The organism is Variovorax sp. Root473, from assembly GCF_001426505.1.
Lineage (GTDB): Bacteria > Pseudomonadota > Gammaproteobacteria > Burkholderiales > Burkholderiaceae_C > Variovorax.
Window position 1 is genome coordinate 1,328,171 of the sequence record NZ_LMEV01000017.1, and the last position, 19,025, is coordinate 1,347,195.

23 protein-coding genes are annotated in these 19,025 nt (G+C 66.3%); 11 read left to right on the forward strand and 12 right to left on the reverse strand.

Annotated features, from left to right (window positions below; genetic code table 11):
- Nucleotides 1-9: 9 nt before the first annotated feature.
- The 5 genes from ASD34_RS19560 to smpB all read right to left on the reverse strand — a co-directional run bounded on the left by ASD34_RS19560 (nt 10) and on the right by smpB (nt 3,289).
- Nucleotides 10-693, reverse strand: coding sequence for a hypothetical protein (locus ASD34_RS19560; RefSeq protein ID WP_056580584.1), 684 nt, complete (start codon nt 691-693; stop codon nt 10-12).
- Between the two features lie 108 nt (nt 694-801).
- Nucleotides 802-1,197, reverse strand: coding sequence for an ATP-binding protein (locus ASD34_RS19565; protein ID WP_056580587.1), 396 nt, complete (start codon nt 1,195-1,197; stop codon nt 802-804).
- Between the two features lie 77 nt (nt 1,198-1,274).
- Complete coding sequence (locus ASD34_RS19570) at nt 1,275-2,099, reverse strand: anti-sigma factor family protein (RefSeq protein WP_056580590.1); 825 nt, start codon at nt 2,097-2,099, stop codon at nt 1,275-1,277.
- Between the two features lie 16 nt (nt 2,100-2,115).
- Nucleotides 2,116-2,634 (reverse strand): RNA polymerase sigma factor, encoded by a 519-nt coding sequence (locus tag ASD34_RS19575; protein WP_056580593.1) that lies wholly within the window; start codon nt 2,632-2,634, stop codon nt 2,116-2,118.
- Nucleotides 2,635-2,812: 178 nt separating this feature from the next.
- Entirely contained in the window at nt 2,813-3,289 is a 477-nt protein-coding gene (gene smpB / locus ASD34_RS19580) for an SsrA-binding protein SmpB (RefSeq protein ID WP_056580596.1), read from the reverse strand.
- Between the two features lie 62 nt (nt 3,290-3,351).
- Between smpB and ASD34_RS19585 the strand changes: the two genes are divergently transcribed.
- Together ASD34_RS19585 and ASD34_RS19590 are read left to right on the forward strand one after the other, a co-directional pair.
- Complete coding sequence (locus ASD34_RS19585) at nt 3,352-3,798, forward strand: type II toxin-antitoxin system RatA family toxin (protein WP_056580600.1); 447 nt, start codon at nt 3,352-3,354, stop codon at nt 3,796-3,798.
- Nucleotides 3,798-4,145 (forward strand): RnfH family protein, encoded by a 348-nt coding sequence (locus ASD34_RS19590; protein WP_056580604.1) that lies wholly within the window; start codon nt 3,798-3,800, stop codon nt 4,143-4,145. Before ASD34_RS19585 ends, ASD34_RS19590 begins: the two co-directional genes overlap by 1 nt.
- Before the next feature lie 18 nt (nt 4,146-4,163).
- Here the strand turns inward: ASD34_RS19590 and ASD34_RS19595 are convergent, their stop codons facing one another.
- A complete protein-coding gene (locus ASD34_RS19595; protein ID WP_056580607.1) occupies nt 4,164-4,679 on the reverse strand; it encodes a DUF4124 domain-containing protein in 516 nt (171 codons plus the stop codon).
- A gap of 128 nt (nt 4,680-4,807) precedes the next feature.
- Here ASD34_RS19595 and guaB point away from each other — a divergent pair, with 128 nt between their 5' ends.
- The 4 genes from guaB to guaA all read left to right on the forward strand — a co-directional run bounded on the left by guaB (nt 4,808) and on the right by guaA (nt 8,665).
- Nucleotides 4,808-6,277: an IMP dehydrogenase gene (gene guaB, locus ASD34_RS19600; protein ID WP_056580609.1), complete on the forward strand. Its 1,470-nt coding sequence runs from the start codon at nt 4,808-4,810 to the stop codon at nt 6,275-6,277.
- A gap of 77 nt (nt 6,278-6,354) precedes the next feature.
- Entirely contained in the window at nt 6,355-6,603 is a 249-nt protein-coding gene (locus tag ASD34_RS19605; RefSeq protein ID WP_056580613.1) for a type II toxin-antitoxin system Phd/YefM family antitoxin, read from the forward strand.
- Nucleotides 6,600-7,034 carry a type II toxin-antitoxin system VapC family toxin gene (locus ASD34_RS19610; protein WP_056580616.1) on the forward strand — a complete coding sequence of 145 codons (435 nt, stop codon included), beginning with the start codon at nt 6,600-6,602 and terminating at the stop codon, nt 7,032-7,034. The genes ASD34_RS19605 and ASD34_RS19610 overlap by 4 nt, the downstream gene beginning before the upstream one ends.
- A gap of 11 nt (nt 7,035-7,045) precedes the next feature.
- On the forward strand, nt 7,046-8,665 hold the full coding sequence (gene guaA / locus ASD34_RS19615; RefSeq protein ID WP_056580618.1) for a glutamine-hydrolyzing GMP synthase: 1,620 nt from the start codon (nt 7,046-7,048) through the stop codon (nt 8,663-8,665).
- 190 nt (nt 8,666-8,855) lie between these two features.
- Here guaA and ggt read toward each other — a convergent pair whose 3' ends face one another.
- Nucleotides 8,856-10,487 carry a gamma-glutamyltransferase gene (gene ggt, locus ASD34_RS19620; protein WP_056580621.1) on the reverse strand — a complete coding sequence of 544 codons (1,632 nt, stop codon included), beginning with the start codon at nt 10,485-10,487 and terminating at the stop codon, nt 8,856-8,858.
- Nucleotides 10,488-10,578: 91 nt separating this feature from the next.
- Nucleotides 10,579-11,565: a Bug family tripartite tricarboxylate transporter substrate binding protein gene (locus ASD34_RS19625; RefSeq protein ID WP_082548842.1), complete on the reverse strand. Its 987-nt coding sequence runs from the start codon at nt 11,563-11,565 to the stop codon at nt 10,579-10,581.
- Between the two features lie 101 nt (nt 11,566-11,666).
- On the opposite strand from ASD34_RS19625, the gene ASD34_RS19630 reads away from it, so the two are divergent.
- A complete protein-coding gene (locus tag ASD34_RS19630) occupies nt 11,667-12,635 on the forward strand; it encodes a LysR family transcriptional regulator (RefSeq protein WP_056580624.1) in 969 nt (322 codons plus the stop codon).
- 131 nt (nt 12,636-12,766) lie between these two features.
- Here the strand turns inward: ASD34_RS19630 and ASD34_RS19635 are convergent, their stop codons facing one another.
- From ASD34_RS19635 to ASD34_RS19645, 3 genes are all read right to left on the reverse strand, one after another.
- On the reverse strand, nt 12,767-13,048 hold the full coding sequence (locus ASD34_RS19635) for an HU family DNA-binding protein (RefSeq protein ID WP_056580628.1): 282 nt from the start codon (nt 13,046-13,048) through the stop codon (nt 12,767-12,769).
- A 247-nt stretch (nt 13,049-13,295) separates the two neighbouring features.
- Nucleotides 13,296-13,937, reverse strand: a complete 642-nt coding sequence (locus tag ASD34_RS19640) for an AAA family ATPase (RefSeq protein WP_235510126.1) — start codon at nt 13,935-13,937, stop codon at nt 13,296-13,298.
- Nucleotides 13,938-13,942: 5 nt separating this feature from the next.
- Complete coding sequence (locus tag ASD34_RS19645) at nt 13,943-14,290, reverse strand: type II toxin-antitoxin system prevent-host-death family antitoxin (RefSeq protein ID WP_056582544.1); 348 nt, start codon at nt 14,288-14,290, stop codon at nt 13,943-13,945.
- Nucleotides 14,291-14,751: 461 nt separating this feature from the next.
- Between ASD34_RS19645 and ASD34_RS19650 the strand changes: the two genes are divergently transcribed.
- Nucleotides 14,752-15,213 carry a 2'-5' RNA ligase family protein gene (locus ASD34_RS19650; protein WP_235510128.1) on the forward strand — a complete coding sequence of 154 codons (462 nt, stop codon included), beginning with the start codon at nt 14,752-14,754 and terminating at the stop codon, nt 15,211-15,213.
- Here the strand turns inward: ASD34_RS19650 and ASD34_RS19655 are convergent.
- Entirely contained in the window at nt 15,210-16,130 is a 921-nt protein-coding gene (locus tag ASD34_RS19655; RefSeq protein ID WP_056580638.1) for a LysR family transcriptional regulator, read from the reverse strand. The two genes, ASD34_RS19650 and ASD34_RS19655, sit on opposite strands and share 4 nt — an antisense overlap.
- A 133-nt stretch (nt 16,131-16,263) precedes the next feature.
- Here ASD34_RS19655 and ASD34_RS19660 point away from each other — a divergent pair, with 133 nt between their 5' ends.
- The 3 genes from ASD34_RS19660 to ASD34_RS19670 are packed head-to-tail and all read left to right on the forward strand — an operon-like array spanning nt 16,264 to nt 19,020.
- The gene (locus ASD34_RS19660) at nt 16,264-17,253 is read left to right on the forward strand and encodes a 2Fe-2S iron-sulfur cluster-binding protein (protein WP_056580641.1); all 990 of its coding nucleotides are present in this window, start codon (nt 16,264-16,266) and stop codon (nt 17,251-17,253) included.
- Nucleotides 17,254-17,281: 28 nt separating this feature from the next.
- Nucleotides 17,282-18,541: an aromatic ring-hydroxylating dioxygenase subunit alpha gene (locus ASD34_RS19665; RefSeq protein WP_056580645.1), complete on the forward strand. Its 1,260-nt coding sequence runs from the start codon at nt 17,282-17,284 to the stop codon at nt 18,539-18,541.
- Entirely contained in the window at nt 18,538-19,020 is a 483-nt protein-coding gene (locus ASD34_RS19670) for an aromatic-ring-hydroxylating dioxygenase subunit beta (RefSeq protein WP_056580648.1), read from the forward strand. The genes ASD34_RS19665 and ASD34_RS19670 overlap by 4 nt, the downstream gene beginning before the upstream one ends.
- Nucleotides 19,021-19,025 lie beyond the last annotated feature (5 nt).

Here is a 19,025-nt window from a genome sequence, read left to right on the forward strand (position 1 = left end):
CGGCTGCCTTCAGCGGCCGAAGATGGACCAGCCGATCACGGCCAGGATGGCCAGCAGGATCAGCCTGAACTTCCAGGTGGTGGTCTGGTTCTGACGCGCGAACTCGCGCTGCCATTCGGAAAACATCTGCGCATCGGCGGTGATCGCCGCCTGGGCCTCGTCGACGATGCGGCGGTGGTCGGCCGCCGTCGCGAACGGCGGCTCGGCCGCGACACGGGCGCGCGTGGCATCGAACACCTCCTGGTCGAGCAGGCCCTCGGTCACCATCCAGCCCAGCGCGGTGCCCAGGGCCGCAGGAGCACCGACGACCGGTGCCGACTGCAGCGCCATGTCGCGGGTCGCGGTGTCGATGAGACCTTCCTTGAAAAGCGCATCCACCGCCTCGTGGGTGACGCCGGTAGCGCCGATGTCCAGCATGTCTTCGGCGTCATAGGCGATGTCTTCCGCCTCGCTGAAGTCGGCCGATGGCTCTGACGTGTCCTCGTCCTCGAGTTCGTCGATGACGGCGTCCACTTCTTCTTCCGTGGTCAGTGCCTTCAAGCGCATCCAGGCCAGTGCATGCGTGGGGCCGGGCAGCACCGGGAGGGCAGCGTACTCGGGGTGCGCCAGCACGGCGTCGTGCTGCGCATCGGTGATCAGGCGGTGGGCGAGCAGCGCCAGGAAGGCGTCGCGGTTGGTGTCGCTGGAAATCATCGGGCCATTCTGCCGTGGCCGCGATCCCCCCCGTCCGGGCGGCGGGCGCCATGAAAAAAGCCTCGGCGGGGCCGAGGCTTTCATCACGGGTGCGAGGTCAGCGCGCCATCAGGGGCGGGCCACCTTCCAGGCACCGTTGGCGACGCCGTCGCCAGTCTTGTCACCGGCCTTGGTGTCCTTGGCCCAGTAGTACAGCGGCCAGCCCTTGTAGGCCCACTGCTTCTTGCCGTCTTCACGCACGACGATGGTGTAGCCGCCCATGGGCTTGGCGGTTTCGGCCACGGCGAGCGGCGGCCAGTTGGTGGCGCATTGGCCGTTGCAGGCCGAGGTGCCGGCATTGGCGGTGTCACGGGCGAAGGTGTAGAGCGTCATGCCGTTCGGGCCGACCAGCACGCCGTCGGCGGTGCGGGTGGGCGTGTCGGGCGCTCCAGCGGTCTTGGTGGACATGCCGCCGCAGCCGGCGAGCAGGGCCGCTGCGAGGATCGAGGCGCTGAGCAATTTCATGCAGTTTCTCCTTCAGTTGAAAAATCAATCGCGAAAACAAGCCAGGTGAATGCGCGAACCGGCAGTTTATGCCGTCGCTACGATAACTCGCGGTAGGCCAGGGTCGCGAGTCTCAGTAGCGCATCGCGCGGCAGGCGGCCGGCCACGGCATAGCCGAAACCCCGGTCGATCCAGTAAAAGCTCGGCACGGCGCCGTCCGAGGTGAAGCGAAAGGCGGTTTCACCCGATGCGGCAGCACCCGCGGCCTGCGCGTCGAGCGAGCCGATGTAGAGCGTGATGCGCTCGCCCGCCGCGTCCTCGAACATGAACTGCGCGCGCGCGCCGGCTTCGCCGGGCAGCAGGCGTCCGCCGACGAGCGTGTAGCCGAGCGAGGACAGGTCGGGTACCTTGAGCGGATGGTCGAGGCGCTTGGACAGCCACTGCAACAGATGCTGCTGCTCGGCAGCAGCCACTTCGACGGGATGCCGCTTCTCGGGGGTGTAGACGACGTGGGCCACCGAGGCGTCGCGCACGAACTCGCGCACGGCCGGTGCCCGCGCCAGTGAGGCGCTGGAGGCTCGCGGCGTGCCCGACCATTGGGCACTACCGAGCCAGCCGGCCGCGAAGGCGATCAGCAGGCCGGCGGCCATGCCACCCCAGCGCAACCAGGGAGCGCTGCGGCCGGCCTTCGTTTGATGCCGTTCGAGCACGCCCATCAGCGGCGTGGGCGGGAGTTCGTCGAGCAAACCGCCGTGCAGGCGGCGCAGAGCGTCGCGCTGGGCATGCCAGGCGGTTACGCGGGCGGCGACGGCCGGATCGCGTGTCAGCGCTTCCTCGACCGCTTCATGGCGTTCCGGCGGCAGCTGGCCGTCGACCCAGGCGTGCAGCTCGTCGTCGGTGGGAGGCAGGGTGGGGCGGTTCATGGCGGGGGGCTTCACGTCACTTGAGGCGGCGCAGGCCAGGGCGGCTGGGCGCGGCGGCGCCGTCCATCAGTTCCTGCAGGCGAAGGCGGGCGCGGGAGAGGCGCGACATCACGGTGCCGATCGGAATGCCGAGCACTTTCGCGACCTCGGCATAGGACAGGTCTTCGAGCGTCACCAGCAGCAGCACGGCGCGCTGCTCCTCGGGCAGCTGCATCAGGCAGCGCTGCAGATCAAGCCCGAGGCCCGCGTCGCGGCCCGGATCGGTGCCGCCCTGCAGCAGCTCGGGCGCCACGTCGTCCAGCGGCACGACCGCATGCGGCGGCGGCCGGCGCCGCACCTGGCTGGCGAAGAGGTTGTGCATGACCGTGAAGAGCCAGGCGCGCAGGTCGCTGCCCACCGCCCAAAGCCGCCACTTGCCGCAGGCGCGCTCGAGCGTGTCCTGCACCAGGTCGTCGGCTGCCCAGGCATCGCCCGTGAGCGCGCGGGCATAGCGGCGCAGGCTCGGGATGTGCGCGATCAACAGACGGGCGTCCATGGGCAGTGGCAGGGCGGCTCAGCGCCCGACAGGCCCGGAAGGGGAAGGGACAACAGCAGGGAACAGCGGCATGGGACACTCCTGGGCGATGGTGTCGTCACCGGCATGGTCCGATGTCGACAACCACACGAACGCTGCGAAGGCGTCTTTTATTCCCTGCGCGCGAAAAGAAAAAGGCTCAGCGGTTGCGGCTCTTCATGGCGCGTTCGACTTCGCGCTTGCCTTCGCGGTCCTTGATGGTGTCGCGCTTGTCGTGCTCGGCCTTGCCCTTGGCCAGAGCGATGTCGCACTTGACCTTGCCGGCCTTCCAATGCAGGTTGAGCGGCACCAGCGTGTAGCCCTTTTGCTCGACCTTGCCGACCAGCCGCTTGATTTCTTCCTTGTGCAGCAGCAACTTCTTGGTGCGGATCGAGTCAGGATTGACGTGCGTCGAGGCGCTCTTGAGCGGGTTGATCTGCAGGCCCACAACATAGAGTTCGCCGTCGCGAATCACCACGTAGCCGTCGGTCAGCTGCACCTTGCCTTCGCGCAGGGATTTGACTTCCCAACCCTCCAGGACCATGCCGGCCTCGAAGCGTTCTTCGAAGAAATAGTTGTAGGCGGCCTTCTTGTTGTCGGCAATGCGGGAGGAGGTGTCTTGTTTCTTGGTGGCCATGGCTCGAGAAGTTGGGGGCGCATGGCTTCAATACAATCCGTCGCGCACGCGGTGCCGATTCTATGAAAACAGTCCACAAGTCCGTCCTCATCTGGTACAGCGCCGAAGAAATGTATGCGCTCGTCACCGATGTGGCGAAGTACCCGCAATTTTTGCCCTGGTGCGACAAGTCGCGCGTCATCGAGCAGGACGAGGCCGGCATGACCGCCGAAGTCGGCCTGGCCTTTGCCGGGCTGCACCAGAGTTTCACCACCCGCAACACCCACATCCCCGGCCGTGAAGTCCAGCTGAAGCTCGTCGACGGGCCGTTCTCCAACCTCGACGGCACCTGGAAATTCCATCCCGTGGGCGAGCAGGGCGAACGCGCCTGCCGCGTCGAGCTGCAGATGAGCTACGGCTTCAGCAACTTCGCATTGCAGGCCCTGGTGGGGCCGGTGTTCGACACTATTGCATCGAGCCTTGTCGAGGCCTTCGTCAAGCGCGCCGAGCAGGTCTACGGCGAAGGCTGATGGCCGACAGCCGCATCGAAGTCACGCTGAGCTGCTCGCCGGCGGCGCGCGAGGTGTTCGAGCAGGTCCTGCAGCTCGCGCCCGGCACCGCGGTAAGCGAGGCGGTGAAGGCCAGCGATCTCGCGCAGCGCTTTTCGGATCTGGACTGGCGGCACACCCTGACGCCTGGTGTCTGGGGCCGGGCGGTGACATGGGAGCAGCCGCTGAAGGACGGTGACCGGCTCGAGCTGTGCCGTCCCCTCACGGTCGATCCGAAGGTGGCGCGGCGTGAACGTTTTCAACGCCAGGGTGCGCGGGGGACGGGCCTGTTCGCGAACAAGCGCAAGGGCGGCAAGGACGGCTATTGAGCCGCTGCCGTCGCCGGCTTATTTGCAGTCGCTGTCGATGACCGACTGAACGCGCTTTTGCTCGGCTGCGCGCGCTGCGTCGTCCATGATTTCGCGTTCGCCCTTGGCGTTGACCTTGGCAAGGCGGATGCCGCTGTCGATCGTGGCCTTGCCTTCGCGCGCGCGGGCGCAGCTCTCGGCCTTGGCTTTCGCGATCTTTGCCGCTTCAGCCGCTTCCTTGGCCTTCTGCTCGGCCTCGGCCTTCCTGGTCTTTTCCTCGAGCTCCTTGTCCACGCCCGTGGGCTTGGGCGGGGCGGGCTTGGGGGCCGCTGCGGTGTCGGTGGTTCCTTCAGGCCCTGGTGAAGCCGGAGTGGGTGCGCGGGCCGACGGCGAAGGGCCGGCGCGGCGCAGGATGTTCTTCTCGGGGATGTCGGTGGGCGGCGGCTGGTCGCTGAAGACCTTCTTGCCGCTGTTGTCGACCCATTGCCATTGCGCGCTCGCCGAAAGCGGCAGCGCGCACGCGCAACCCAGTACCAGCCAATGCAGGAAATTCATGCGCGGAGTTTAGCTGCGCCTTACGTTTGGCAACATCCGCAATAGGCGGTTTTGCAACGGTCAGAAAAAACCCGTGTCGGCGAAGCGGGCGGGCCCCTCGTTACAATCCTTCTTTTGGAGCCTCACCCATGCGCCTTCTAGGCAAAGCGCTCACCTTCGACGACGTGTTGTTGGTGCCAGCATTCTCCCAAGTCCTGCCCAAGGACACGTCCCTCGCCACCAAGTTCTCCCGCAACATCACGTTGAACCTGCCGCTCGTCTCTGCGGCCATGGACACCGTGACCGAAGCCCGCCTCGCGATCGCCATCGCGCAGGAAGGCGGCATCGGGATCGTGCACAAGAACCTCACCGCGCAACAGCAGGCCGCCGAAGTGGCCCGTGTGAAGCGCTATGAATCGGGTGTTCTGCGCGACCCGGTGGTGATCACGCCGACGCACTCCGTGCGCCAGGTGATGGCACTGTCCGACCAGCTCGGCATCTCGGGATTCCCGGTGATCGACGGCGGCAAGGTCGTCGGCATCGTCACGGGGCGCGACCTGCGCTTCGAGAACCGCTACGACGTGCCCGTCAGCGAAATCATGACGCAGCGCGACCGGCTCATCACCGTGCCCGACGGCACCACGCTGGCCGAAGCCAAGGCGCTGCTGAACAAGCACAAGCTCGAGCGCCTGCTCGTCATCAACGGCGACTGGGAGCTCAAGGGCCTCATCACCGTCAAGGACATCACCAAGCAGACCAGCTTCCCCAATGCCGCACGCGACGCCAACGGTCGCCTGCGCGTGGGCGCGGCGGTCGGCGTGGGTGACGGCACCGAAGAGCGCGTCGAAGCCCTGGTGAAGGCCGGCGTCGACGCCATCGTGGTCGATACCGCCCACGGCCACAGCGCCGGCGTGATCGAACGCGTGCGCTGGGTCAAGAAGAACTACCCGCAGGTCGACGTCATCGGCGGCAACATCGCCACCGGCGATGCAGCGCGTGCGCTGGCGGACGCCGGCGCCGACGCGGTCAAGGTCGGCATCGGCCCGGGCTCCATCTGCACCACCCGCATCGTCGCCGGCGTGGGCGTGCCGCAGATCATGGCGGTCGACAGCGTCGCCACTGCGCTGCAAGGCACGGGCATTCCGCTGATTTCCGACGGCGGCGTGCGCTACTCGGGCGACATCGCCAAGGCGATTGCCGCCGGCGCCAGCACCGTGATGATGGGCAGCATGTTCGCCGGCACCGAAGAGGCGCCGGGCGAAATCGTGCTGTATCAGGGCCGCAGCTACAAGAGCTACCGCGGGATGGGCTCCATCGGCGCGATGCAGCAGGGCAGTGCCGACCGGTACTTCCAGGAATCGACTACCGGCAACCCCAACACCGACAAGCTCGTGCCCGAAGGCATCGAAGGCCGCGTGCCCTACAAGGGTTCGATCGTCTCCATCGTCTACCAGATGGCCGGCGGCGTGCGTGCCAGCATGGGCTACTGCGGCTGCGCGACCATCGCCGACATGCAGAACAAGGCCGAGTTCGTTGAAATCACCACGGCCGGCATCCGCGAGAGCCACGTCCACGACGTGCAGATCACGAAAGAAGCCCCGAACTACAGGGCTGAATAAGCCCAATCTGGCCAGACCTTGGAAGTCAGGCCAGACTGGGATTAGAATTTGGGCCAGATTTGAAATTTCTGGCCCAAATGCAATCCATTGGTATCGCTGAAGCCAAGAACAATTTCTCGGCCCTGATCGACCTGGTCGAAAAGGGCGAGGAGGTTCGCATCACCCGCCACGGCAAGGAAGTCGTGCGCATGCTGCCAGTGCGCCGCAAGCCCGTCATCACCGACGAGCAGATCGCCCGCGAGCTCGGGCAGATCGACGCCCTGCACGCCACCATCCAGCCCGGCCCCACGACCCGCGAGCTTCTGAACGAAGGACGCCAGCCATGACCGCCTTCGTCATGGACGCCTCGGTCACCGCCGCCTGGCTGCTGCCCGACCAGGCCTGCGAACACACCCGCAGGCTCTACGCTGCCATCCGCCGCGACGAGGTCGAGCCGCAGGCGCCCAACGCCTGGCAATGGGAGTGCGCCAACATCCTCGCCAACGGTGTGCGCAGCGGCCGCATCCCGGCATCGGCCGTCGAGGGCCTGTGGAGCGTGCTCGACGCCATCCGCCACCGCGTGGAACTGCACGACCTCGCGCCGGCCCAGCACAAGGCCGTGCTCGCGGTGGCCATCGACGCGGGCGTCTCGCTCTACGATGCGGGCTACCTCTGGCTCGCCAAATCGCTCAACCTTCCGCTCGCCACCTTCGACGAGCACCTCATCCAGGCGGCGCCGCAAGCGGGCGTCAAGCTGTTCGACATTTCAACGCTCTGAGTCCTTTCGCCATGCAACACGACAAGATCCTCATCCTCGACTTCGGCTCGCAAGTCACCCAGCTCATCGCACGCCGCGTGCGCGAAGCGCATGTGCTCAGCGAAGTGCATCCCTGCGACGTCACCGACGAGTGGGTGCGCGAATACGCCGCCGACGGCCACCTCAAGGGCGTGATCCTCTCGGGCAGCCACGCCAGCGTGTACGAGGAAACCACCGACAAGTGCCCGCAAGCCGTGTTCGACCTCGGCATCCCGGTGCTCGGCATCTGCTACGGCATGCAGACCATGGCGCATCAGCTCGGCGGCAAGGTCGAGGGCGGCCACAAGCGCGAGTTCGGCTTTGCGGCCGTGCGCGCCCACGGCCACACCGCGCTGCTGAAAGACATCGCCGACTTCACCACGTCCGAAGGCCACGGCATGCTCAACGTGTGGATGAGCCACGGCGACAAGGTCACCGAGCTGCCGCCCGGCTTCAAGCTCATGGCCAGCACCGACAGCTGCCCGATCGCCGGCATGGCCGACGAGGTGCGCCGCTACTACGCGCTGCAGTTCCACCCCGAAGTCACGCACACCGTGCAGGGCAAGGCCATCATCGACCGCTTCGTGCTCGGCATCTGCGAGGCCAAGCCCGACTGGGTCATGCGCGATCACATCGCCGAAGCCGTGCAGAAGATCTGCGAGCAGGTGGGCGACGAAGAAGTCATCCTGGGCCTGTCGGGCGGCGTCGATTCGAGCGTGGCTGCCGCGCTCATCCACCGCGCCATCGGCGACCAGCTCACCTGCGTGTTCGTCGACCACGGCCTCCTGCGCCTGAACGAAGGCGACATGGTCATGGAGATGTTCGAAGGCAAGCTGCACGCGAAGGTCATTCGCGTCGATGCCAGCGACCTGTTCCTGGGCAAGCTCGCGGGCGTGAGCGACCCCGAAGCCAAGCGCAAGATCATCGGCGGCGAGTTCGTCACCGTGTTCAAGCAAGAGGCGGCCAAGCTCAAGGCCGGCGATGGCGGCCACAAGGGCGCGACCTTCCTGGCGCAAGGCACGATCTACCCCGACGTCATCGAATCGGGCGGCGCCAAGAGCAAGAAGGCCGTCACCATCAAGAGCCACCACAACGTGGGCGGCTTGCCCGAACAGCTCGGCCTCAAGCTGCTCGAACCGCTGCGCGACCTGTTCAAGGACGAAGTGCGCGAACTCGGCGTGGCCCTGGGCCTGCCGCCCGAGATGGTGTACCGCCACCCGTTCCCCGGCCCCGGCCTGGGCGTGCGCATCCTGGGCGAAGTGAAGAAGGAATACGCCGACCTGCTGCGCCGTGCCGACGCGATCTTCATCGAGGAGCTGCGCAACTTCACCGACGCCGAAACCGGCAAGACCTGGTACGACCTCACGAGCCAGGCCTTCACCGTGTTCCTGCCCGTCAAGAGCGTGGGCGTGATGGGCGATGGCCGCACCTACGACTACGTCGTCGCACTGCGCGCCGTGCAGACCAGCGACTTCATGACCGCCGACTGGGCCGAGCTGCCGTACGCGTTGCTCAAGAAAGTGTCGGGCCGCATCATCAATGAAGTGCGCGGCATCAACCGCGTGACCTACGACGTGTCGAGCAAGCCGCCAGCGACGATCGAGTGGGAGTGAGTTGACGTCCTTCGGGGACCATCGCCAGCGATCGAAAACCGCCGTAACGTTTGCGGCACCGTCAACAGCGCAGTCAGACTGGACACGTCGTTGACGTGATGCCGGTCCGACGTCTCGCCCGGCTTCTTGAACCGGCGCCTGCGATTCTCCAATTCCCCCGGGGACCCAACAACAATTCGGACCCGCCCGATCAGCGCGAAGGATCCATGCGCAACCTGTAGGCCACGCCATCGCGGCCCGGGTCGGCGCCGCCGTGCAGGCCATCGGCCTGCATCTGCACACCGTGCACCCAGCCGATGGTGTAGTTGTACGGGTTGCGGCCAATGGCGTAGCCCTGTGCCTCCAGCGCGCGCGTGGTGGAACGCGGAATGCGGTTGCACACGTCGATGGCGTTGCTGGTAGACGAGAAGCGCGGCGCCGACACGGCGGTCTGCATCTCCATGCCGTGGTCGATCACATTGAGCAGCACCTGCAGCACGCCCATGGCGATCTGCGTGCCCCCGGGCGCCCCGAGCACCACGTCGAGCTCGCCGTCCTTGAAGGTCATCGTGGGACAGGATGAGGTGAAGCGGCTCTTGCCAGGCCGAATGCTGCCGGCGCGGCCCGGGCGCGGGTCGAACACGCCCATGCAGCCGTTGTACAGGAAGCCCATGCCCGGGGTGATGATGCCCGAGGGCATGGCCAGCGAGTGGGTCAGCGAGACGGCGTTGCCGTCGGCGTCCACCACGCTCAGGTGGGTGGTGTCGCGCGGCACGGGCGCGCCGGGGTTCACGCGCTCCACGTTGAAGCGATGACCCGCGCGGATCTGCTCGGCCACGTCGCGGGCCATGTCCTTGGACAGCAACCGGTCGAGCGGCACGTCGAAGAATTTCGGGTCGCCGATGTTGCGGTCCTTGTCGATCGTGGCCCTCTTCATGGCCTCGCACACCGTTTGCAGGTAGGCGGGGCTGTTGTGCTCCAGGCCCGCCAGATCGAAGTGCTCGAGGATGTTGAGCATCTCCAGCAGCATGGCGCCGCCGCCCGGAGGCTGATTGGTGGTGATGGTGCGGTCGCGGTAGCGGCCCACCAGCGGCACGTTGCGCTGCACCTGGTAGCGGGCCAGGTCCTCGTGTGTGATCAGCGCGCCCAGGGACTGCAGGTGCGCCACCATCTTTTGCGCCAGGTCGCCCTCGTAGAAGGGGCGCGCGCCTTCTTCGGCAATCTGGCGCAGCACGGCGGCCATGCCTTCGTTGCGCAGCGGCGCACCGATGGGCTTGGGACGGCCGTCGGGGCGGCAGTACAAATGGCGGCTGTCCTCGCAGTACTGCAGGCGCTCCAGGTTGCCGACGCGGCCCATGGTGGGCTCGTCGATCCAGAAGGCGTGCATGCCGGGGCGCACGAAGTAGCCGTCCGCTGCCCAGCGGATGGCGGGCTCCACCACCTGCTGCCACGGCAGGCGACCGTGCGCCTGGTGCATGGCCTCCAGGCCCTTGAGCGTGGCCGGCGTGCCGATGGACTGGGGGCCGATGTCGTTGACGCGGCCCTTGAGGATGAAGCCGAACCCGTCCTTGGTTTCGCCCTCCAGCAGGTGCTCCCACATGTCTTCCCTGGCCGCCAGCGGCGCCGGCGAGTGGAAGTCGAAGTACTCGTGCACCTGCGCGCCGGGCAGGTACACGGCGGCGGTGCCGAAACCCGCGATGCCGCACATCAGCGGATCGACCACCGTCTGTGCCAGCGCGGTGGCAACGGCGGCATCCACCGCATTGCCGCCTGCGCGCAGGATATCGATGCCGGATTCGGCGGCCTCCGGCTGTGGGCAGACCACCATGGCTTCTTTTTTCATGACGTGTAGTGACGAGCCCCTGGCTGCATCGGCGATACGGCAAGGGGTGAGGGTAGAAGAAAAAGGGGCGGCGTTTGCGCGGGCCGCCGGCTTACTTGGCGCTGAGATTCAATGCCCCGAGCGTGGGTCCCCAGGCCTTGGCGTCGCGCGCCGCCGTTTCCATGACCAGCGTGGAAGGACCCGACATGGGGATCACACCCATGCTCTTGAGCTTGGCCTGGACGTCGGGACTGTTGTGAAAGGCCGCAGTCGCCTTGTTGAGCTTTTCCACGATGTCAGGTGGCGTGCCGGCACGCGCCACCACGGCACTCCAGCCCATGTTGTCGAAGCCCTTCACGCCCAGCTCGCCAAGGGTGGGCACATCCGGCAGCTCAGGCGTGCGCTGCGGCGACAACACGGCCAGCGGATTGAGCTTGTGGTTCTTGATGTGGGGCAGCGCGGTGCCATACACCGGTGCCATCACTTCGGTCTGCCCGCCGATGGTGGCCAGGATGCCGTCGGCCTCGCCCTTGTAGGGGATGTGGGTCAGCGACATGCCCAGGGCATTGGACACGAGCTCGACCGCCAGATGGGTGGAGTTGCCCAGGCCGGCGGACGCAAAGTTCAGTTTGCCCGGCGCAGCCTTGGCTTTTTCCGTCAGGTCCTTGAGCGTCTTGATGCCCGTGGCCGGGTTGGCCGACAGCACGAAGGGCACCGTGGTCAGCATGGTCACGCCCACGAAGTCCTTCTCGGGGTTGTAGGGCAGCGGCTTGTAGGTGAACTGGTTGAGCACCATCAGCGACACGCTACCCAGCAGCAGCGTGTAGCCATCGGCAGGCGCGTTCAGCGCCGTCTGCGCGGCGATGATGCCGCCCGCACCGGGCTTGTTCTCCACCACGATGGTGGCGCCAATCGCCTTGCCCGCATGCTCGGCCCAGAGGCGCGCGATCGTATCGCTGCTGCCGCCCGGGGCCTGCGATACGACCAGGCGCACCGGACGGCTGGGGTAGGAGGCTTGCGCGTACACGGTGGTGGCCGCGGTGACCGCGACCGCGGCACCCATCAGGATCTTGTAGACGTTCGTGATTGCTTGGGGCACTGGGATTCCTCAGAGGTCTGCCATGAAAGATGAGGTAATTTTCATGACAACCCAACCATCCACCTAGTGAAAATGCAAAATGGAACCATGAAGATTTACTCATGATTGAACGTTCGGAAGGCCTCTCCTGGGCGCGGGGCATCAAGGTGCGCCATCTGGAATCCTTTCTCGTGCTGGACGAGGCGGGCACGCTGACCGAGGCGGCGGTGCGCCTGCACATGACGCAATCTGCCATGTCGCACTGGCTGGCTGAGCTCGAACGCGTGGCGGGCACGCCGCTGGTGGTGCGCGGACGCAAGGTGCAGCTGACGCCTGCGGGGCATCTGCTCAAGCGGCTCGCCCTCACCGTGCTGGGTGACATCGCTCGCACCGGCCGCGAGATGCATGCGGTGGCCGCGGGGCGGGTGCCGCGTCTGAACGTGGGCAGCGTCTGGGCAGGCATCGCCGGCGGCCTGCCCGAAGCGGTGGCCGCGTTCCAGCAACGCCATGCCGATGTGGCCGTGTCCATCCATGACGGGCCGTTCGACAACCTGCTCAAGGGCCTGGAGACGCGTGCCATGGATGCCGTGATCGGCGTGCTGGATGCGCGGGCGCACCAGCCGCAGCTGGAACACCAGGTGCTCTTTGACGACCAGGTGAGCATCGTCGTCGGCCAGGGCAGCAGGCACTGGGACAGCAGCGAGGCGCTGGGCTTTGCCGACGTGCTGCGCGAGAAATGGGTCATGCCGCCTGTTGGCACGCTCACGCGCATCCAGATGGACGCCTATCTCATCGAGCAACAGGCATCGTGGCTGGTGCCCAAGGCAGAAACCGCCTCGCTGGCCATGATGCAGGCACTGCTGCAAAAGGGCGACTATGTCGGCGTGTGTTCGGAATCCATGGCGGACTACATGGCCTCGCTGGGGCTGTTCAGGAAGATCGCCACTGACTCGAACATCCGATTCGGTCCGATCACCGTGGTGTGGAACCGCGAACATGTCTCGGCCACCCTCATGGATTTCATCGCCTGCCTGAAGGCGCATGCGCGGAGCTCGCCTGTCGCGCCAGTGCAGGCGCTGCCCCGCGCGTAGCCCCGCGCCAGCGCTGTGGCCAGCGTCGCTGGTTTGGGGATGGTTGGCGCACTCAGGTCATGCGTTCCGACCTTGGAGGATCTACGCCAGAGAACATGCCGCAGGCATGGCGACAGGGTTCAGACGCGCCTTCAGTTGGCGGCGTTGACGGCGTCCTTCAGGGCCTTGCCCGCAGAAAACTTCGGCGCCTTGCTTGCCTTGATGGTCATGGGCTCACCTGTCGACGGATTACGGCCCGAGCGCTCCGGACGGTCCGACACCGTGAAGGCGCCGAAGCCGATCAACTGCACGGAATCGCCACGAGCCAATGCGCGCGAGAGGTTGTCGAGGACGGAATCAAGTGCTCGAGCAACATCGATCTTGCTGAGGTTGGTGTCTGCGGCAACGGCTGCAACGAGGTCGGTCTTGTTCAAAATGGGGGCTCTTTCGATGGAGTGGTGAAGAGGAAATCAGCGACGCGAATGCGTGCAGCGTCGAGTCTAAGCATGACCACGGCCGAGTTGTCCGTTGGAAGCGTTTCGACACAGAAAGAGCTGGATCGTCTCGGGCATCTGGCATGACGATCGACAGCAACCGGGGAGGGCGAGGCACTCGCGGCCGGAGGGGAATTTCTCCCGGATATCTCAACAACCGCCCGAGTCGTGGCCACCCTGGCGTTCGTCAGCCCAGCAACTCGATGGCTGCCTGGACAATGGGACGAGCCCAAGGCGGTGTCGCAGCGAGCGCGGCTTGGTCCTCGGGCTGCGGAAAAATGGGTTCTCCCGAGCTCAATTCGAGCACCAGGACCGGATCCGCGATGTTTTCTCCTGTCGCCGCTTCGGCACTGTTGTCGAAGACCTGCAGCCGCGTGAGCTTCGGCAGCAACTGGATGAGATTGGCGCGTGATGCGATCCAGCGCTCGCGGATCTTGGCTTCGGGAATGTCGTGCCCTCCACGTGCCACCCTCGCTCGCACACGGGCCATATGTTGCTCGGGCGAAGAAAGACCGCAATAGATCATGATCAAGTCATGGCTTGTTGCGGCGCGAGCGAGCAGTGCGGGAATGGTGTTTGCACCCAGCGTGGTTTCGAATGCGTAGCTGGAACCTTGCGCAATCGCCGCCTCCAGTCGCTCACGCCCCAGGTGCCATGCGCGGGCATTCGCTTCCTCTTGGGTCAGCCCGAGCTGCGCGACCAGCTCCCGCGCGCAGGTGTCCGGGTTGAACCAGGTCAGGCCGTGCGCTTCGAGCAAGGCGCCTGCGACCGAGCTCTTGCCGGCACCATTGACGCCGGCCAGCACCAGAATGAACGGGCGCGCGGCCACCGCGATCAGAACGTCTCGCCCGCCTTGGGACGTCGCGCCAGCCTGCCCTTGGCGGCAAACAGGCTGTCCACCTTCGCCGCGGCATCCGGCTGTTGTAGCGCGCCAAGACGTGCGTCGAAGCGTCGGCCGAGTTCATCGAGCACCGACTGCTCACGTGCCTTGAGCGCGTGTGCGTCTTCCACCAGTTGGTTGTACGTGGCTGCGGTCAGGAGCACCATCTCCACCGTCGAGTGGTTGGTCACCGCCACGCTGCCCGACTGCTGGACCTGGCGCACCACGTCGCCCCACCGATTCTTGACGTGGGAGGCGTTCTGACGGGGCAGGTCGTTGAGGCTGGGAAGAACGGCGGCCATGAAGTGCTCCTTTTCGGTCATTATGGCAAAAATGGCAAAAATGGACAATTTCCAGCAATAGAGGCCGCGCCTCGACGCGCCTCGGTTCGAGTGGGGGCTTCGGCACGTTGAAGGCCGGGCATTCCCAACTTGCAGCCCCCGACAGCATCGATGCGCTCGAAGCAAGCAAGGCCGGGAGGGACGGGTGCGTCGCCTTGCCGCCATCGTCCGACGGCTCTCAAAAACCAGGATGAAGACGGGCTTCACGTTTGCTGAAGGCCTCTTGAAGCACGCTGGCCATGGGCGATGATCGAGGCATGTCAGTCCAGCTTCTTCTTCCCGGAATCGATCCTCCGCCGCGCCCCCTGCCGCGGCCGCGCGGTACCAAGGCACCTCGCAAGGCGCCGCTGCCGCACTCGCTTTTCTTCGCACTGCTTCCCACCCCGCAAGACGCTGCGACCGTCGCCGCGCTCGGTGAGCGCATGAGCTCTCGGCACGCCCTGAAGGGCACGGTGGTCGAGGCACAGCGCCTGCATGTCACGCTCTTCGACCTCGGCGACCACGACCAGGTGCCGGCCGACAAGGTGACCCAGGCGTCGACTGCGGCCGCTGCTGTGCCCGTGCCGGTGCTCAATGTCGTTTTCGAGAAATCCATGAGCTACGCCAAGGGCGCGCTGGTGCTGTGCGCCGACGACGAAGCCCACGTGTCAGCGCTGCGGGCGTTCCGGCAGCGCCTGGGCGAGGCGCTGGCCGATGTCGGCCTGAAGCCTTCGCGCGCGTTCACGCCGCACATGACCGTCGCCTATGCGCGGCGCAAGCTCGAGAAGCACGCGCTCGAAGCGCCTCTGCGCTGGACCGCCCATTCGCTGGTGCTCATCGACAGCCATGTGGGCGAGGGCGTGCACGAAGTGCTGGGCCGATGGCCCGCAACCGCTGCGGCTTAACTGCCCTCGTCGTCCGTGAAGGTGTCGAACAGCAGCCCGCGCAGCCACTGGTTGCCCGGATCGCGGTGCACCTTCGCATGCCAGAACAGGTTGATCGCGATCTGCGGCAGTGCCACCGGGTGCGGGCGCCACACCAGGCCGAAGGGTTCGGCAATGCTCCGGGCCAGGCGCTCGGGCACGGTCGCGATCATGGCGCTCGACTGCAGGATGTGGCCGATGGCCACGAAGTGCGGCACCTTGAGCCGGATGCGGCGCTGGATGCCTTGCGCCGCCATCACGTCGTCGGCCTTGCCGTGGCCCGTGCCGGCGGCCTGCACCTGCACGTGGTCGGCCGCGCTGAAGTCCTTCAGTGACACGCTGCGCTTGCGCGCCAGCGGGTGCGTATCCGCGAACAGGCACACATAACGCTGCAGGAACAGCCGGCGCTGGAACACGCCCGACTTGAGCTGCGGCAGCAGGCCGATGGCGATGTCGACCTGGCCGGCCTCCAGCTCGTCGCGCAGGTGGGTCGCGGTGTTGTTGCGCAGCGTGCTGATGGTCACGCCCGGCGCGACGGCCGAGAGCGTTTCCATGAGCCGTGGCGTGAAGTAGATCTCGCCGATGTCGGTCATCGCGAGCGTGAAGCTGCGCGTGCTCGTGGCGGGGTCGAACACCACCTGCTGGTTGAGCGCGGTGTGCAGTGCGCCCATGGCGTAGGCCACGGGTTCGGCCAGCTGCAGCGCGAACGGCGTGGGCTCCATGCCGCGCGCGGTGCGCAAAAAGAGCTCGTCGCCCAGCAGCTTGCGCAGGCGCGCCAGCGCGTTGCTGATGGCGGGTTGCGACAGGCCCAGCGACTCGGCCACGGCCGACACGCGCTTCTCGGCCAGCATGCGGTCGAACACCAGCAGCAGGTTGAGGTCGATGTCCTTGAGTTGCATGGGGCACCTTTATTCATGCCGGTGATACAGCCGATTCACCAGATTCTATTGGTCAATCGGAAGAGGCCGCGCATCATCCGTGCCCAGAGACAAGCCGGCCCCGCCGCCGGCGCCAGAAAAAGAGACCCCGACGATGGACCTGCACATTCACCCCCTTGCCCGCACCCTCGAGGTCCGCCCCGGCGCGAACCTGCTCGAGGTGCTGCGCGAGCACCAGGTGCCGGTGTCGTACAGCTGCATGTCGGGGCGCTGCGGCACCTGCCGCTGCAAGGTGGTGTCGGGCCAACTGCTCGACGGCGGCCAGGACGCGATCCGGCCCGACGGGCAGGGCGAGCGCTACGTGCTGGCCTGCCAGAGCACGCTGACCGAAAGCTGCACCATCGAGATCCCCGAGCCCGACGAGGTGGTGGTGCACCCGGCGCGCGTGCTCAAGGCCACGGTCACGGGCATCGACGTGCTCACGCACGACATCCGCCGCCTGCGCCTCAAGCCCAACAAGCCGCTGGAGTTTTCGCCGGGGCAATATGCGCAGCTGCAGTTCGGCCCCGAGCTGGCGCGGCCGTATTCGATGGCCGGGCTGAGCCGCGACGCGGAGCTTGAATTCCATGTGCGCCGCGTGCCGGGCGGCCGCGTCACCGCCCACATCTTCGAACAGCTGCGCGTGGGCGACACGGTGCGCGTGAGCGGCCCGCTGGGCACTGCCTACCTGCGCACCAAGCACCGCGGGCCGCTGCTCTGCGCGGCGGGCGGCACGGGGCTCGCGCCCATCCTGTCGATCGTGCGTGGCGCGGTCGCGGCGGGGCTGATGCAGCCGATCCACCTTTACCTCGGCGTGCGCTCCGATGCCGACGTGTACGGCCTGCCCGAGCTGAGCGAATTGCAGGCGCAGCACCCGGGCCTGAAGGTCCACGTGGTGGTGGTCGCCGGCCCCGCGCGCGACGGCCAGCGGCTGGGGCTCATCACCGACGCGATCCGCACCGACCTGCCCGCGGGGCTCGAAGGCTGGCGCGCCTACCTGTGCGGCTCGCCGCCGATGGTGGAGGCCGCGAGCCGGCTGGTGCAGGCGCACGGCCTGGCGCCCGAGCAGACGCATGCCGATGCCTTCTACCTGCAAGGCACCTGAAGAACCGAACAAGAGAAAAGGAGACCCGATGACCACGCCAGCCGTCTTCCCCATCGAACTGCGCTGGGAGAGCGAAAAGACCAGCCGCATTCCCTTCATGGCCTACACCGACGAGGCGCTGCACAAGAAGGAGCTGCAGCGCTTCTTCTACGACAAGCACTGGTGCTATGTCGGCCTGGAGGCCGAGATCCCGAACCCGGGCGACTTCAAGCGCACCGCCATCGGCGAGCGCTCGGTCATCCTGTCGCGCGACGAAGAAGGCGCCATCCATGTGTTCGAGAACGTCTGCGCGCACCGCGGCATGCAGTTCTGCCGCGAGCGCCACGGCAACAAGAAGGAGTTCGTCTGCCCCTACCACCAGTGGAACTACACGCTCAAGGGCGACCTGCAGGGCGTGCCGTTCCGCCGTGGCGTGAAGCAGGACGGGAAGGTGCACGGCGGCATGCCGGCCGACTTCAAGACCGAAGACCACGGCCTGAACAAGCTCAAGGTCGCGTCGCGCGGCGGCGTGGTGTTCGCGTCGTTCGACCACGACATCGAATCGTTCGAAGACTTCCTCGGCCCCGACATCCTTCATTACTTCGACCGCCTGTTCGACGGCCGCAAGCTCACCATCCTGGGCTACAGCCGCCAGCGCATTCCGGGCAACTGGAAGCTCATGCAGGAGAACATCAAGGACCCGTACCACCCGGGCCTGCTGCACACCTGGTTCGTGACCTTCGGGCTCTGGCGCGCCGACAACAAGTCGGAGCTGAAGATGGACGCGCGCGGCCGCCACGCCGCCATGATCTCCACGCGCGGCAGCGCCGGCAAGGCCGCGCAGGTGACGCAGGTGTCGAGCTTCAAGGAGAGCATGCAGCTGAAGGATCCGCGCTTTCTGGACATCGTGCCCGAGCCCTGGTGGGGCGGACCGACGGCGGTGATGATGACGCTGTTCCCCAGCCTCATCCTGCAGCAGCAGGTCAACAGCGTGTCGACGCGCCACATCCAGCCCGTGGGCCACGATGCCTTCGATTTCGTGTGGACGCATTTCGGCTTCGAGGACGACACGCCCGAGATGACGCAGCGCCGCCTGCGCCAGGCCAACCTGTTCGGCCCGGCGGGCTTCGTGTCGGCCGACGACGGCGAGGTGATCGAGTTCTCGCAGGAAGGCTTCGAGCAGAAGCCCTACCACCGCACGCTGGCCGAACTCGGTGGGCGCGAGGTGGAGAACACCGACCACATGGTGACCGAGACGCTGATCCGCGGTATGTACCGCTACTGGCGCGAGGTGATGGAGGCCGCATGAGCACGCTCGACACCGCCACCTACCTCGACCTGTCGCGCCTGTATGCGGCGTACGCGCACGCCGTCGATTCGGGCGACTGGGACCTGTGGCCTGCGTTCTTCACCGAGCAGTGCAGCTACCGCCTGCAGCCGCGCGAGAACCATGAGCGCGGCCTGCCGCTGGCCACGCTCTCGTTCGAAAGCCGGGGCATGCTTGAAGACCGCGTCTACGGCATCAAGGAGACGTTGTTCCACGACCCGTACTACCAGCGCCACGTGGTGGGCCTGCCGCTGGTGCACCGTGTCGACGACGACGGCACCATCCACAGCGAGGCCAACTACGCGGTGTTCCGCACCAAGCTCGACGGGCCGTCGACCGTGTTCAATGTGGGGCGCTACATCGACAAGGTCGTGCAGACACCCGAGGGCCTCAAGTTCGCGTCGCGCCTGTGCGTGTTCGACAGCGAAATGATCCCGAACTCCATCATCTATCCCATCTGAAATAG

What these genes read in the sequence shown, in the direction of transcription:
- ASD34_RS19560 (WP_056580584.1), bottom strand. Translation starts at nt 693, where the DNA reads ATGATTTCCAGCGACACCAACCGCGACGCCTTCCTGGCGCTGCTCGCC.
- ASD34_RS19565 (WP_056580587.1), bottom strand. Translation starts at nt 1,197, where the DNA reads ATGAAATTGCTCAGCGCCTCGATCCTCGCAGCGGCCCTGCTCGCCGGC.
- ASD34_RS19570 (WP_056580590.1), bottom strand. Translation starts at nt 2,099, where the DNA reads ATGAACCGCCCCACCCTGCCTCCCACCGACGACGAGCTGCACGCCTGG.
- ASD34_RS19575 (WP_056580593.1), bottom strand. Translation starts at nt 2,634, where the DNA reads ATGGACGCCCGTCTGTTGATCGCGCACATCCCGAGCCTGCGCCGCTAT.
- smpB (WP_056580596.1), bottom strand. Translation starts at nt 3,289, where the DNA reads ATGGCCACCAAGAAACAAGACACCTCCTCCCGCATTGCCGACAACAAG.
- ASD34_RS19585 (WP_056580600.1), top strand. Translation starts at nt 3,352, where the DNA reads ATGAAAACAGTCCACAAGTCCGTCCTCATCTGGTACAGCGCCGAAGAA.
- ASD34_RS19590 (WP_056580604.1), top strand. Translation starts at nt 3,798, where the DNA reads ATGGCCGACAGCCGCATCGAAGTCACGCTGAGCTGCTCGCCGGCGGCG.
- ASD34_RS19595 (WP_056580607.1), bottom strand. Translation starts at nt 4,679, where the DNA reads ATGAATTTCCTGCATTGGCTGGTACTGGGTTGCGCGTGCGCGCTGCCG.
- guaB (WP_056580609.1), top strand. Translation starts at nt 4,808, where the DNA reads ATGCGCCTTCTAGGCAAAGCGCTCACCTTCGACGACGTGTTGTTGGTG.
- ASD34_RS19605 (WP_056580613.1), top strand. Translation starts at nt 6,355, where the DNA reads ATGCAATCCATTGGTATCGCTGAAGCCAAGAACAATTTCTCGGCCCTG.
- ASD34_RS19610 (WP_056580616.1), top strand. Translation starts at nt 6,600, where the DNA reads ATGACCGCCTTCGTCATGGACGCCTCGGTCACCGCCGCCTGGCTGCTG.
- guaA (WP_056580618.1), top strand. Translation starts at nt 7,046, where the DNA reads ATGCAACACGACAAGATCCTCATCCTCGACTTCGGCTCGCAAGTCACC.
- ggt (WP_056580621.1), bottom strand. Translation starts at nt 10,487, where the DNA reads ATGAAAAAAGAAGCCATGGTGGTCTGCCCACAGCCGGAGGCCGCCGAA.
- ASD34_RS19630 (WP_056580624.1), top strand. Translation starts at nt 11,667, where the DNA reads ATGATTGAACGTTCGGAAGGCCTCTCCTGGGCGCGGGGCATCAAGGTG.
- ASD34_RS19645 (WP_056582544.1), bottom strand. Translation starts at nt 14,290, where the DNA reads ATGGCCGCCGTTCTTCCCAGCCTCAACGACCTGCCCCGTCAGAACGCC.
- ASD34_RS19650 (WP_235510128.1), top strand. Translation starts at nt 14,752, where the DNA reads ATGAGCTCTCGGCACGCCCTGAAGGGCACGGTGGTCGAGGCACAGCGC.
- ASD34_RS19655 (WP_056580638.1), bottom strand. Translation starts at nt 16,130, where the DNA reads ATGCAACTCAAGGACATCGACCTCAACCTGCTGCTGGTGTTCGACCGC.
- ASD34_RS19660 (WP_056580641.1), top strand. Translation starts at nt 16,264, where the DNA reads ATGGACCTGCACATTCACCCCCTTGCCCGCACCCTCGAGGTCCGCCCC.
- ASD34_RS19665 (WP_056580645.1), top strand. Translation starts at nt 17,282, where the DNA reads ATGACCACGCCAGCCGTCTTCCCCATCGAACTGCGCTGGGAGAGCGAA.
- ASD34_RS19670 (WP_056580648.1), top strand. Translation starts at nt 18,538, where the DNA reads ATGAGCACGCTCGACACCGCCACCTACCTCGACCTGTCGCGCCTGTAT.